Source organism: Flagellimonas taeanensis (assembly GCF_003584105.1).
Lineage (GTDB): Bacteria > Bacteroidota > Bacteroidia > Flavobacteriales > Flavobacteriaceae > Flagellimonas > Flagellimonas taeanensis.
The window spans coordinates 264,451-279,085 of the sequence record NZ_QXFO01000022.1 but is presented as its reverse complement, the minus strand read 5'-3'; the positions used below and the strand labels follow the sequence as shown (position 1 = coordinate 279,085).

Annotated in this window: 11 protein-coding genes; 2 read left to right on the top strand and 9 right to left on the bottom strand. The window is 49.2% G+C overall.

Going from position 1 to position 14,635, the window contains the following annotated elements:
- The 9 genes from D2V93_RS11460 to D2V93_RS11420 all read right to left on the bottom strand — a co-directional run.
- On the bottom strand, positions 1–998 hold a 998-nt coding region (locus tag D2V93_RS11460), incomplete at its 3' end, for a sugar kinase (RefSeq protein WP_147377402.1).
- A gap of 19 nt (positions 999–1,017) precedes the next feature.
- On the bottom strand, positions 1,018–2,166 hold the full coding sequence (locus tag D2V93_RS11455) for an alpha-hydroxy acid oxidase (RefSeq protein WP_119619597.1): 1,149 nt from the start codon (positions 2,164–2,166) through the stop codon (positions 1,018–1,020).
- A gap of 50 nt (positions 2,167–2,216) precedes the next feature.
- Positions 2,217–3,386: a galactonate dehydratase gene (gene dgoD, locus D2V93_RS11450; RefSeq protein ID WP_119619596.1), complete on the bottom strand. Its 1,170-nt coding sequence runs from the start codon at positions 3,384–3,386 to the stop codon at positions 2,217–2,219.
- Positions 3,383–4,117, bottom strand: coding sequence for an MBL fold metallo-hydrolase (locus D2V93_RS11445; RefSeq protein WP_119619595.1), 735 nt, complete (start codon positions 4,115–4,117; stop codon positions 3,383–3,385). Before D2V93_RS11445 ends, dgoD begins: the two co-directional genes overlap by 4 nt.
- Before the next feature lie 3 nt (positions 4,118–4,120).
- Complete coding sequence (locus tag D2V93_RS11440; RefSeq protein ID WP_119619594.1) at positions 4,121–4,897, bottom strand: SDR family NAD(P)-dependent oxidoreductase; 777 nt, start codon at positions 4,895–4,897, stop codon at positions 4,121–4,123.
- Positions 4,898–4,922: 25 nt separating this feature from the next.
- Positions 4,923–6,179, bottom strand: a complete 1,257-nt coding sequence (locus D2V93_RS11435) for an MFS transporter (protein WP_119619593.1) — start codon at positions 6,177–6,179, stop codon at positions 4,923–4,925.
- 87 nt (positions 6,180–6,266) lie between these two features.
- Positions 6,267–7,790 carry a GH39 family glycosyl hydrolase gene (locus D2V93_RS11430; protein WP_119619592.1) on the bottom strand — a complete coding sequence of 508 codons (1,524 nt, stop codon included), beginning with the start codon at positions 7,788–7,790 and terminating at the stop codon, positions 6,267–6,269.
- Between the two features lie 63 nt (positions 7,791–7,853).
- Positions 7,854–9,329, bottom strand: a complete 1,476-nt coding sequence (locus tag D2V93_RS11425; protein WP_119619591.1) for a RagB/SusD family nutrient uptake outer membrane protein — start codon at positions 9,327–9,329, stop codon at positions 7,854–7,856.
- An 18-nt stretch (positions 9,330–9,347) separates the two neighbouring features.
- Positions 9,348–12,428 carry a SusC/RagA family TonB-linked outer membrane protein gene (locus tag D2V93_RS11420; protein WP_119619590.1) on the bottom strand — a complete coding sequence of 1,027 codons (3,081 nt, stop codon included), beginning with the start codon at positions 12,426–12,428 and terminating at the stop codon, positions 9,348–9,350.
- A 171-nt stretch (positions 12,429–12,599) separates the two neighbouring features.
- Here D2V93_RS11420 and D2V93_RS11415 point away from each other — a divergent pair, with 171 nt between their 5' ends.
- Complete coding sequence (locus D2V93_RS11415) at positions 12,600–13,631, top strand: GntR family transcriptional regulator (protein ID WP_119619589.1); 1,032 nt, start codon at positions 12,600–12,602, stop codon at positions 13,629–13,631.
- A gap of 366 nt (positions 13,632–13,997) precedes the next feature.
- Positions 13,998–14,576 (top strand): AAA family ATPase, encoded by a 579-nt coding sequence (locus D2V93_RS11410; RefSeq protein ID WP_245978206.1) that lies wholly within the window; start codon positions 13,998–14,000, stop codon positions 14,574–14,576.
- Positions 14,577–14,635: the final 59 nt, after the last annotated feature.

The window sequence follows — 14,635 nt, the reverse complement described above, 5'->3', positions numbered from 1 at the left end:
TCGTCCACCGTCACCAGGTTCGCATCCCCTTTGATGGTATGCTTCAGACAGGAGGCCGCCACTGCAAAGTCGAGTGCCTTTTGGTCGTCCCCCTCGTATTCCATCAATCCATAGATGAGGCCGCCCATGAAGCTGTCCCCTCCGCCCACTCGGTCCACGATGTCCGTGATCTGGTACTGGCGGGTCTCGTACATCTTCTTGCCATCGTACAGTACCCCTGCCCAGGTGTTGTGCGAGGCGCTTATGGATCCTCTCAGGGTGGTGATCACCTTCTTTGCCCTGGGAAATTTTTCCATCATCTGCTTGCAGACCGACAGGAACGCCGCCGCTTCCACATGGTCGCCCTGGGTGGTGATGTCCAGTCCCGCCGGCTTGATGCCAAAGTGCTTCTCCGCATCTTCCTCATTGCCCAGTACCACATCGCAGTATGAGGTTAATTCCGACATGATCTGCTCACGCTTCGCATCGTCACAGTACTTCCAGAGCTTGGCACGGTAGTTCAGGTCCGTCGAGATGGTGATCCCTTTCTCGCTGGCCGCCTTCACGGCCTCCAGACAGGCATCTGCCGCTCCCTGTGATATTGCGGGGGTGATCCCCGTCCAGTGGAACCATCCGGCACCTTCGAACACCTTTTCCCAGTCCACCATGCCCGGACCGATCTCCGCCATGGCGGAGTGTGCCCGGTCATAGACCACCTTGCTGCCACGGCTCACTGCCCCGGTCTCCAAAAAATAGATTCCCAATCGGTCGCCCCCATGGATGATCTTGTCCGTGCCCACACCGCGCTTGCGCAGCTCCATCAGTGCGCATTCCCCGATGTCGTTCTTCGGGAGACGGGTCACAAAGTCCACCGGGACCCCATAATTGGCCAAGGAGACTGCCACATTGGATTCCCCTCCTCCATACACCACTTCAAAACTGTTGGCCTGGGAGAAGCGCAGGAAGCCCTCCGGCGAAAGGCGCAGCATGATCTCCCCGAACGTTACCACTCTTTTCATTTCTGTATTTTTCAATTTCCTAGTTCGTTAGATGTTGTTGTAAATCTTTAATCTGCGTACAACCCAATTGATCCATGATCTGTTGGAGCTGTACCTTGAGGATGGTCATAGTATGGTCGCCACCCTTCTTTCCCAAGGCAGCTGCCCCGTACATGAAGGAGCGGCCCATAAAGGTGAATTCCGCTCCCCGAGCAAGGGAACGTGCCATATCCGGCCCTGAACGCATACCACTGTCCATCATTATTGTAATTTGATCTTTGTATTTGGCGGCGATTCTAGTTAAAGGTGCTATGGTGGATTCCCCTGCATCCAATTGCCTTCCTCCGTGGTTGGAGACGATAATACCATCAAATCCCAAACGGATGGCCTGTTCGGTATCTTCTTCAGATGCCACTCCTTTAAGCACCAATTTCCCCTTCCATTTATCACGAATGGGTTTGATGCGCTCCTCGTTCAATCGACCAGAAAAGGTCTTGTCCATGAACTTGCCCAATTGTTTCAGGTTGAGGCCCTCTGGGGTATAGGGGCGCAGGGTTTCAAAGGTAGGAATGCCATATTTCAAGGTCTGCATGGCCCAACTGGGCCTGCCCAAGACCTGTAGCATGTTTGCCAGCGTCATTTTTGGCGGGAGGGCCAGACCATTTTTAAAATCCCAAGGTCTGTAACCAAAAGTAGGTACATCGCATAGTAACACCAATACAGGACAACCAGCGGCCCCTGCTCTGTCCAAAATATCATTTCTTACTGCATCCTCTGCCGGGTTGTACAGTTGGAACCAGGCCTTGCCCTCGGTAAGTTCACTGGCCCGTTCGATGTCCATGGTGGTCACTGTACTCAGAATGAAGGGCACATTGTGCTTATTGGCGGCCTTGGCCAAGATCTCGGGGGAATTGGGCCACATTAAGCCCTGCAGGCCCACGGGTGCCACCCCAAAAGGGGCATCGTATGTTTCCCCGAACAGTGTCGTTTTTATGGATGCCGACTTAAAATCCTTGATGTAGGTGGGTTTTAAGGTAATGTCCCGTATCTCGATGGTATTCCTTTTAATATTAATATCCTCATTACAGCCTCCGTCCAAATATTCAAAAGCAAAACGGGGAATTCTTTTTTTGGCTTTTTCCCTTAGATCGTCAACAGAGGGGTATCGGGTATCGAAACTTTGGGCCATGTTAGATTGCTTTCAAGCGAATTTGAAGATTACAAAACATTGGTTTCGGTTCAATTTTTAAAATAGGATATGGCACCTTCCGGTCTGATATCGGTCAAAGTGTTCTTATAATGTCGTAAGCCCACCGCCTTGTAGGGATACTTTTCCATCTGCTCCGGGAAAATATCAATCCCAAGTCCTGGTTTGTCAGGGATTCCCATCTTTCCTTCGGTAAAGACCACTTCCTCGTCACAGATTTCCCTTCGCCAAGGGACATCACTACTCATGGTCTCCAACAAAAAGAAATTGGGCACACAGGCCGCCAATTGCAAGGTGGCCGCATTGGCCACCGGTCCACTTGGATTGTGCGGGCAAAAGGGAATATGGTTCGCCTCGGCCATGGCCGCAATTTTCTTGAGTTCCATGATCCCTCCTGCATGGCTAACATCGGGTTGGATATAGTCCACTGCCTTAAGGTCGAACAGGGTTTTGTACTCCCATTTGTTGTACAAGCGTTCCCCTCCAGAGATCGGGACTTTGATACGCCTTTTTACTTCGGCCAACCCTTCCAGGTTCTGGGGAGGTATGGGCTCCTCGAACCAAAGGACATCAAAGGCTTCCAAGGCATGTCCCAACCGTATGGCCGTGGGCACATCAAAACGCCCATGGGCCTCGATAATGACATCCGCCTTGTCCTGTATGGCATCACATACTGCTGCGACACAGGACAGGGCATGGTCCATTCCTTTTCTATCTATCTGGAGATAGGCGGAACCAAAGGGATCCCATTTGAGCGCGGTGAAGCCTTGTTCAACGGCTTTCTTGGCCATCTCCGCAAACTCATCCGGGCTTTTGGCCGACGCAAACCAACCATTGGCATAACAGGGAACGGCGTCCCTTAGCTTGCCACCCAACAACTGGTAGACCGGCACTCCCAAATCCTTACCTTTGATGTCCCAAAGGGCCATTTCAATGGCAGAAATCGCACTCATCAATACAGGACCACCACGCCAATAGGCATTGCGATAGGCCAAATGGAAGAACGCTTCTATGTTATGGGGGTCATGGCCCACAAAATCGCGCTCCAGTTCCTGACAGGCCATGGCTACGGTATGCTCTTTATATTCCAGAGTGGCCTCCCCCACACCGTAGAGCCCGGGCACATTGGTTTCCACGCGGACGAACACCCAATTGGTCCGATAGGCATGGCAGATATAGGTATTAATTTTGGTAATCTTCATAAAATCAATTTTGTTCGTTTGCCGGGCAATAGTTCAAAGGAACCTACACCCATATCCCTACAGCTTTCGATAAAGGGCTGGGGGTCCACCGTGTTTTCCTTGAACATGCCATAGTGCATGGGCAAGGCCAAGGTCGGTTGCAAACACTGGACCAGTGCGGCGGCCGCTGTCCAGTCCATGTTTCCAAGCTTTCCGTTGATGCAGATCATCACCCCATGCACAGCACCGTCGGCCAACCCTTGGATTTCCTCACAAAACCCCATCGGGGACAAGGTATCCCCACTGATATAGAGTTGTTTGTTCCCCAGTCCGAGGATACACCCCACAGAAAAGGGATCCGAGTGATAGGCCGGCACTATTTTCAGTTCCATGGCTCCAAAGCGGTGTCGCTCCCCTGGGAACACTTCAAAAAGTTTGGAAGCATCCATACCCAATTCCTTGGCCTTCAATACCACACTTGAAGGACCAATGATCATTGCCTCGGGATAGTGTTCATGGATCTCGGGCAGGGCCTTGGGATCCAAATGGTCCAAATGGTCATGGGTGATAAAGATATGATCTGGTCGTAGCTCATGGATTTCCAGGGGCGGGGGCATTAACCTTTTGAGCCCCTGACGAATTTCAACTATATCGCTCAGGAAGGGATCTATCAACAAACGTGTCCCTTGGAACTCCAGGATAAACCCGGCCTGTCCCAACCAGCTTGCCCATATGGAAGTGTCGGTCTGCATGGCCTACACATCAATATCCATGGGCAGATGCTGTGCACTGCATCCACCGTCCACAACCAATCGCTCCCCCGTGATGTTCTTGGCCTCATCGGAGGCCAGGAAAGCCACAGCAGCGGAAATGTCCGTCATGGTAGCCTCTTGATGGAGGGGTACGTTCATCCGTCTTCGTGTGGCCTCGGCATTGGGCAACACCTTCCAGCGGTCGGTATGGATATAGCCAGGGGCCACTGTATTGACCCGAATCCCTTTCCCGGCCAAATCGATGGCCATGGAACGGGTAAGGGCGTCGATGGCCCCCTTACTGGTCACATAGGCCGTACGGTTATGGATAGCCCTTGTGGACACATTGGAGCCCAGATTGATGATCACCCCTTTCCCCTCTTGGCGTTCCATCAGCTGGGCAGCCTGTTGGGATACTTGGAAAGTGCCAAACACATTGACCATGATCACCTTTAAAAAGTCATCGGAGGTCATGGAATCAAAGGTCGATCCAAGGCCTTGCTGTGCCGCATTGTTGATCAAAATATCTAGTCTCCCAAAGGTCACCTTGATATAGTCGAACATTGCAGACACCTGCTCCTCCTTGGATATATCAGCGGCAAACTGGTCAAAACCTTCGAGTCCCATGGCCCTTAGTTCGTCTGCCCCTCTTTCCAAACTTTTGGGGGAATGCCCGTTGATACAGACCTTGGCCCCTTCCTTTATGAAGAAGGCAGCAATACCGACCCCTGTGTTCTTTGTTGCCCCGGTCACCAGGACCACTTTATCTTTAAATCTCATTAATATGCTGTTTGTAATGGTACCCTTAATCGGGGGTTACCTCCGTATTATGAATTCGATTATAATCTTTCATGTAATAGTATTTATAGCCTACCAGGAATAGGATGCCGCAGGCTACCCATATGATGGCCAAGGAAGAAATTCCCATTGATAGGCCTATGATGGGTTTGAGGTACCCCAAAAGGATGGAGGACAAGGAACCCACTCCAAATCCCGTCATCATCATTACCCCCGATGCCGAGGATTGGTATTTTTCCGGGATTACATCGTAGAGCACCGCATAGGTATTGGCATCAAAAAAGGCCCTTCCAAACCCAAAACCGGCAAAGCCGATATAGATCAGCGGCAGACTGGAGGACACTCCCATCATCAGGATAAAGGGTGCCGCCACCAAAAGTCCCAAAGCCTGTAGCAATAAACGATTGGCAGGGTTCTTTCGGGATACGGCATCGGACAACCTACCAGCTACCAAGATACCGATGAAGGCGAACAAATGGGTGTAGAACATGGAATGGAACCCGGCATTGGTCAAACTCATACTGAACCTTTCGTAGAGATAGGTTGGCGTCCAGGTCAAATAGCCTACCAAAACAAATATCAACCCACTGAACCCAATGGTCAAGATCAGGGCGGTAGGGGTACGGAACAACACTCGTAGCCCTTCAAGGAATTTGATTTTCTCTTTCACCTCCCCAGGTTTGGGGACCGGTTTTTTATCCTTCAACCGAAAGGCCATGACCAGTCCATGAACCACACCAAGGCCTCCGAACAGGTAAAACGCACTGCGCCAACCGTAGTGTTCTCCCAAATAACCGGCCACATAACCACATAGGATGATGCCAACATAATAGGAGGTTTGGTGGATGGACATCGCCAAGGCCCTGGTCTTGGTATGATAGGCCGCGAGCAGGGTGTAATTTGCGGGACCAAAAAAGGCCTCTCCCCCTCCCGTGGCTATGCTCCTCATGATGATCAACATGAAGACTGTACTAGTCAATCCCGTGAACATGGTGGCAATGCTCCAAAACACAATGCTAATGGTCACAATCCACTTTCGGCTGAACACATCTCCAGCGTAGCCAGCGAAGGGTACCAGAAAAGCATAGACCAGATTGAACACCGTTGCAATGGTCCCCACCTGTACATCGGAAAGTCCAAGATCGGATTTGATCAGGGGCAACAGTACATTGAAGACCTGACGATCGGCTTGGTTGAGCAGGAAGGCCATCCATAGCAATCCCAACACTTCCCATTTATAGTTTTTTCCTTTTCCAAAAACCATCTTCCTACGAATTAGTGGTCCATAGACCCTGGATGGAAATCCTTCATGACCAATCCCATTTCCATCCGTAATGGGATTGGTCTACTTTTAGTATACCAATTCCCAAAGGACCATACCCTTATCTTCTAAGCCCTCATAGGTCAGGGCCAGTTCATCGGTAAGGGTGATTTCCTGTACACTCAGTGGTTGAAGGGAAACGCCTTTGGCATCCTTTTCCAAGGTATTGTTATGGACACTGTCGATCACATAGGTCTTGAGCTGCACCTGTTTTCCCTTCTTATCGGGAAATGCAGCGAACAGATTTTTCAGCCTTAAGTCCACCTTGCGCTCCCCCGCATAGTTGATCGCTTCCACGACCATGCGGTCCTTCTCCACCGTGGCAAGAACCATGTCCTTACCATCCACGATATTGTTCACTTCCACTTCCCTGCCCTTCAACATGCTTAAGAACTGCATGGAATAGCCCAAGGGCAGTGTTGATATCTCTGCTTCCTTGGTATCCACTTCGTTGGGACCGGAAAACCACATGAACTTGGTCTGGATCTCACGGTTATGGAACAGCACCCATGGAAAGATCTTCACCCTTGGGCTTTTAAGACTGGTGAAATACAGGGACTTGGGCAAATAGGCCGCATTCTGGAAATGGTATTCCGGTTTATCGTCGCTGTAATGGTAAGGGTCGTGCTCCGTCATAAAAAGGGGAAGGTCTGTGGGTAGCCCATGCTTTTCCAACAATCCTTCCAGCTCGGCCTGTCGGTCATATGAAGTCTCTATGTTCTTATGGTAGTCATGCCATGCTATAAAGTCTAGGACCCTATTGGATTTGGGCTCTTGGGCATAGAATCCCAAAAACTTATCGATCTTGTCCAAGATATGGCCCGTCACCACAGGTCCACCGACCAGTATTCGGTCGTCCCCTGTAAGGCCGAGTTCGCTATTGATCTCGGCAACCGCCTGGCTCCCCAATCGATAAAAAGTGAAATATTCCTCAGCCGTACCGTCCATAAAGGACTTTCCTGCATATTCGTTCCCTACTTCCACATAGCGGATATTGGGGTATTTCTGTTTGTAGTGCTTGAGGCCCTTCTTAAAGACCATTTTCCAATCCTCCAGGGAAATGGGAAGCTTTCCGTCCAGCACATCCCTTTCATACCTGCGGATCGTGAGCATGATCTCCTCACTGCTCCCGGAAAAGGCATCCATATACTGATAAAAAGTAGATGGGGATTCCACCTGCCAGTCCCAGGATTCGCGGAACTTTTCCCCTATTTCCTTGTATTTGTCCACACCCAGTTTGAAATCGTATTCGAATTCCCGGTCCCGGTAATCCCACATTTCATCCAAGTTCAACCAGCATCGGGTAATCTTGGCCTTGCCCAGGTGTTTTTCGGCCACTTGGGCCACCACGGGGGCAGGTGCCTTTTGGACCGAGGTGTTCCAATAGCCGGCCAAATCGGGAAATTCCCGAAAGGTCTTGGTCACATCGATAGTCCTGGTGATGATGGGGGACTCCTTTTCCAAAGGTTCCGTCCCGTCCTTAACTTCCCCGGAATCCAAGGGGAAGAAAGGACTGAACAGAAAGGTTAGTGCTACTAGGATATGTGTCTTCATGAAAATTGTTTTTCGTAATTATAGTTATGTTTTACCCTTAGGCCCATTGTTTTACGTCCCAAATCAATACCCCGGATTTTGATCTTCCTGGGTCAGGGCGTCATTGGCATTAATCTCAGCTTGTGGTATGGGGAATAGGTCCCCTGCCGTGGCCGGTTTGCCAAGGTCCTGTAAGGTAGATTTAAAGATATTGAGACGCAAGAGGTCATAGATGCGTTTTCCTTCCATCACAAACTCAAGGTTCCGTTGCTCCACAATGACCTGCTTGAAATCCGTTTGGCTTATGCCTGGATCGATATCGAATGCCGAAGCTTGGTCCAAGGGTAGGTTATGGGCACGACGTATGATCTGGTTGACCATCTCCAAGGTCTCCGTGGTAGGGCCATTCAATTCATTATCAGCCTCCGCATACATAAACAATATATCCGCATATCTCAGTACAATAGGGTTCAACGGACAGTTTGACTGGCCAGTCTCTCCTATGGCTATGTATTTCCTGAATGCGGGGTACGGCCTGCTGGTATCATAGACACTGTGCAGTTCCCCATCTTCCAGCACCAATTCGTCGTAAACAGTATTTGCGGTACGATAGACGCCAAAGTCCCTTTCGGTCCACATGGGCGATTGTTCATCTACCTGAAAGACTTGCACTCCACTAAAACACAACGGATTGGAAGGACCAAAGGCATGACAGAAAGAAGCAAGGTTACTCCCGACAATGGCCCCATCATATTGTACACTGAATATGATCTCATTATTGGTCTCATTGTTTTGATCGAACACTTGGACAAAATCATCCAATAGCTCGTAACGGCCCAATTCCATCACATCATTGGCATAATCCCTTGCCAGCTCAAATTCGTTGGTGGTCAAATGCACCCAGGAAAGCATGGCCAGGGCAGCCCCTCGGGTCGCCCTTCCGAACTGCGAGGCATCCCTGGACACCGGTAGCCCAGCAGAGGCCGTGGTCAGGTCATCGATGATCAACCCATAGATGTCATCCACGGGGGATTTTGGCTTGGAGATGCCATCCTGTCCCTGCAACTCTTCGGTATGCATGGGGACGGAACCAAAAAGGCGCACCAAGGTGAAATAGGCATGGGCACGGATAAAATGGGCCTCTGCCAAGATCTCGTTCCTGGTCCCTTGGTCCATTTCGATCTGGGGTACCCTTCCCAAGACGATATTGGCGGCACTGATCAGCCTATAGTTGGCATTCCAGAAATTGGTCACAAAGGGATGATCCGCCGGAATGGTCCAATCGTCCAGACCGATAAAGGTCGCATTCCTATGGATGGTCACATTGTCCGCCGGCAATTCGGTAACGGTGAACATGGTGGATGCCTCATAGAGTACCGGATATACCGCATATGCAGCATTGAGTGCCGCAAGGGCATCTTCCTCAGTTTGGTAAAAGTTCTCACTACTGATAAAGGAATAGGGTTTTTCCTCCAAATCGGAACAGCTCGCGACCAGCCCCACTACCAGGGTAGCCACAATGATCTGGCATGTACGGAAATAGCTTTTGTATTGTTTCATAACTGCTGTTTTATCTTCTTAGAAATTAATGTTCATCCCGACCAAGATGGTCTTGCTATTGGGATAGGCCCCATAATCGATGCCTTTGCGCAGGTCCAACCCGGAGGTGGAGCTGATCTCGGGATCATACCCTTTGTAATCGGTCAAGGTCCAGAGGTTCTGTCCACTGACATAGATCCTGAGGGAATTGACAATGGCCTTATCCAAGGGCACGGTATACCCCAGCACTACATTTCGCAATCGGACATAGGAGGCATCCTCCACATGACGGTCGGAAACCCTTAGGGCCGTATTGGACGCCCTCGGATAACGGGCATCTACATTGGGATTGTCCGGTGACCACCTATCAGTGACTTCCTGCAATTGATTCCCGTTCCTGGCCCCTACATCAGCAATCCAGAACTGCATCCCATTGAAGAGCTCCACATCGGCCACGCCTTGGAACTGCAAGGAAAAATCAAAGTTCTTGTAGTTCATATTACTGTTCAGTCCAAAGGAATAACTGGGAAAGGGACTGCCCAATATGGTTCTGTCCAGGTCATTGATCGTTCCATCCCCGTTCAGGTCCTTGTACCGAATACTACCGGCCGAGGCTCCGGGCTGTATGCTCCCACTACCTTGATCGGCATCCCATAGGCCATCCTCCACGTATCCATAAAATGCCGCAAGGGGTTCACCTTCCCTGATGATATTGACCGAGGCCGAAATGGGACTACCCAAACTAGGGGAAAGAAACTCACCATTGGGCAATGCCAACTGCACCACCGTGTTCTTATTATAGGAGACATTGCCCCCAAGGTCCCATTGAAAGTCCGATTTGAGGATATCCTTGAAATTGAAGCCCACTTCAAAGCCTTCGTTACGGATCTGCCCGCTATTGAGAAGAATCTCCGAAAACCCGGAGGAAGCAGCAATGGGGACCAGGGAAAGTAAATCCTTGGTATCCTTGCGATAGTAATCCAGAGTCAGATCGATCCTTCCCTGAAGGAAGCCCATGTCCAGTCCCGCATCAAATTGGTAGGTGGTCTCCCACTTCAGATCGGGATTTGCAATGTTTCCGGGCTTGAACCCGATCACCAGGTTTTGTCCCTCTCCCAAGATGGAACGGGTGGTGTTCAATCGGGCCAAGGAATTGTACGACCCGATTTCCTGGTTTCCTGTGAGGCCATAACTGCTGCGTAGCTTAAGTTCCGAAAAAAGCTCTTGCCCTTGCATAAAGGGTTCTGAGGAAATACGCCAGGCCGCGGCAAAGGATGGGAAGTAGCCCCATTTGTTCCCTGCCCCGAACCGGGAAGACCCATCGGCCCTAAAGGTCGCTGTCAGCAGGTACCTGCCCTTGTACCCATAGTTGACCCTGGCCAGATACGAGAGCAATTCGCTTTCTTCCTTATAGCTTGAATTGGGTGCAGTAACACTGCCTGCCCCTAGGTTGTCCGTCCCAAAAAAATCGGTGATAAAGGTCTCACTGCGTTGGGATGAGGATTCCATGATCTCATTCTGATAGGTATACCCCACCGTAGCGGAGAGGTTGTGGCTCTCATTAAAGGTCTTGCTATAGGAAAATATACCTTCCAAGAGATAGTTTTCAATGTCCTGATGGTACAGGGAGGCAATCCCCCCGGGGCTGGTCTTCAGGGCCGACCCCACATAGGTGGATACCTTGGTGCCCAACATATCGGTCCCCATCCGTAAATTGAACTTAAGCCCTTCCAGAAGGGAAAGTTCCGCGTTCACATTTCCCAAGAATCGCTTGGTCGTGGACAGATTGGAATATTCATTGACCACGGCCACGGGATTGTCCAGTGCCGGATCCGCGGTCGGGTTACCGGCCAGGTCATAATAAGATCCATCGGGATTGTACACCGGCGCCGTTGGCGGTGCCACCAAAGCATTGAGAATGACTCCGGAGGCATAGCCCAAATCGTTGCGTGACCTATTGTTGTTGGATTTGCTGACGGTCACACTGGTGGACAACTTGAAAAAGTCATTGATCTGGTTGTCCAGGTTCAAACGGATGGAACCACGATCAAAACCGGTATTCTTGACAATCCCTGCCTGATCAAAATAGTTCATGGAAACAAAATACTTATTGCTCTCCCCTCCACCATTGATGGATAGGGCATAGTTTTGAATGGGCGCAGTGCGAAAGATCTCGTCCTGCCAATCGGTGGCCACATAGTCCACCCCTGTAGGATAGGGAAGGGTCTGGCCCAAATTGGTTGCCTTTTCATTATAGAGGGCCATATATTCCTGGGCATTCATCAGGTCGAGCTTTTCCCGAACGGTCTGCATGCCCGCATAGGTCTGAAAGGAAACCGAAGGTTTGCCCATCGTACCACGCTTGGTGGAAATGATGATTACCCCATTGGCACCCCTAGCCCCATATATAGCGGTAGCGGAAGCATCCTTGAGCACCTCAATGGAGGTGATATCCTCCGGGTTGATGGAGGAAAGGATACTGGGAGGCTGGACTCCACCTGCATCGGAGCCTGTGGTACTGACAGGATACCCATCAATGACATAGAGGGGCTCACTGCTGCCCAATACCGAGTTCCCGCCCCGGATACGTACCGTGGCCGCCCCACCGGGAGCGGCATTGGATTGGATGATCTGTACTCCGGATACCTTACCCTGAAGGGTCTGTTCTGCGGATGCCACCGGAAAACTTTTGATCTCGTCCTCCTTGATGGAGGCCACACTTCCTGAAAGATCACTCTTCTTTTGGGTTCCATAACCTACCAACACCACTTCATCGAGTTGTTGTGAGTCCACTTCCAAGACCACATCGACCACAGTTTGGTCACCGACAGTCCTTTCCGTTTTAAGGAAGCCCACAAAACTGAAGACCAAAACATCGGCCGGTCCTGCTTGGATGCTGTACTTTCCATCAAAATCGGTGACGGTCCCTTGGGTGGTACCCTTGACCAGAACGGTGGCACCGATCATGGGTAAGCCAGTGTTGTCGGTCACCGTACCGCTCACCTGTGCCTGGGCAACAAGGCTCCAACTGGAGAACAGTACAACAACAAGACAAGACACAACGGTCCGGCAACAGCCAATAAAACCGATTGTGTTTGATAGTTCTACTAATTTTTTCATACTTTTTGTGTTTGTAATGGTCGGTCCAAGACCTTTAGTTAATTTGTACTATACCAGTGCTGTGGTGTAGTGTGGTGTCAAATATAAATGAAAATATTAATTATTCAAATATTAAAGTCATAATTTGCTTGATATTGATAATATGAGCATCAAAATGCAACAATCGATAATATGAAGTCTCAGATAGAAATCCTTTTAGATTCCAATGAACCCTTTTACAAACAGCTGGTCAACAACATTCAGTACTTAATCGAGAGCGGCATCTATAAATCGGGCGACTTTTTGCCCTCCCTGAACGATTTGGCCGCCGAACTGGACATCTCCAAGGAAACCGTAAAAAAAGCCTATTCCCTATTGCGGAAAAGAGGGGTTTTGGAATCCGCACACGGAAAGGGCTACTATGTCACCAACAACGGGAACGGCAAGATCAAGATTCTCCTGTTGTTTGATAAATTGGGTACCTACAAACAGGAAATGTTCAATGCCTTTGTCAAGGAATTGGGCACTACCGCAGAAATTGTCATCAGGCTACATAACCAGGACATTGTGGCCTTCGAAGAGCTTTTGGAGGATGGGCTTGATCATTACGACTACTATGTGATCACCCCCCACTTCCCCTTAACGGACAAGATCCAAAAAAAAGTACTGTCCATAGTGGGCAGGATACCGAACCGAAAGCTCATCCTATTGGACCACAATCTGGAGCACCTGCCCGGTAATTTTGGTTCCATTTACCAAGACTATGAAGAGGATACCTATTTGGGTCTTTTACAGGGGCTGGACACCCTCAAGAAATTCAAAAAACTCAATGTCATCTCCATGGCGGGAAGTCTCTATGCCCCGCAGATCCAGAAGGGCATCAAAAAGTTTTGCCAAGATTATGGGGTCCCCTATGAAATGCACCAAGAGATCGTTCCCTCCAAAATCCGAGAGAATGAGGCCTTCCTTATCCTCAATGGACAGTTGGACGAGGAATTGATCGAACTGGCACGGGTGGCCAAATCCAAGGACTATGTCATCGGGAAGAACATAGGGATCATCTCCTATAACGACTCCCCGATCAATGAGATCATCCTTGATGGCCTGACCGCCCTTTCCACCAACTTCCAACAGATGGGGGAACTGGCTGGAAAGATGATCTTGGAAAAATCCTTGAAGAAAATCAAGTGTGACTACAAATTGGTCCGCAGGAACAGTTTTTAGCGGAGTTTTGGAAAAAATCCGTTTGATCTTTATACTGTGTACTTATACTGCTAGTTCCCTTTTCCAAAACAATCTTTGAAAGAAGACTCCAGTCCATTGACCATGAAAGACCAATCTATCTATTTAAAAGAGCGGGTAGATATTAATATCAGTTTTGTGGAAAATCTGCCCTAAAGATCGGAGTATCTACACTCAGTCTAAAAATTGCAAAACGGTTTTATTCTAACACAAGGACATGAATACTAAAATATAGCTCTGGTAAAACATCAGAACAGTTGGCTTAGCCACAGATATGACCCCTTCGATTCCCAATAAGTTTGTAATATTGCCGACCATTGAATACTTACCCGACAAAACCATTTCCAATTGCCATTGAAAAGTAACAAAGGCCATACATCATTTTATATTATCACTGGCGGGCCTGGAGTTGGTAAAACAACCCTGCTGGATGAACTACATAGTAGGGGCATGACCGTGGTTCCCGAAATTGCACGGGAACTGATCAAGGAACAACAGGATATTGATGGCTCCGCACTACCATGGAGAGACAAAAAATTGTACATGGAATTGATGTTCCACCGTTCCGTGGAAAGTTTTGAAACAACTATCCAAAGTTCAAAGGGCAGTACTCCAATATTCTTTGACCGTGGTTTCTTGGATGCCATTTGTTATGCTGCCCTCGAGGGCATTCCCATTGGTCAGGAAATGAAAACCTTATGTGAAATATTAAGGTACAATCCCAATGTGTTCATCTTACCGCCTTGGAGGGAAATTTATCGGACCGATGAGCAGAGGAAGCAGGATTGGAACGAGGCTGTCTTTACCTATAACAAAATGATCGAAACCTATCGAAGTTATCAATACGACCTCGTTGAAGTACCAAAAATGTCGGTTCAAGAAAGAGGCGACTTTATCATGGGTTTCATAAAGAACAATCCTATGTAATCCCTCATCCTTTTATTGCCCTTTGGGACACCAAAAAGAATATTGAATTTTACAAAAAC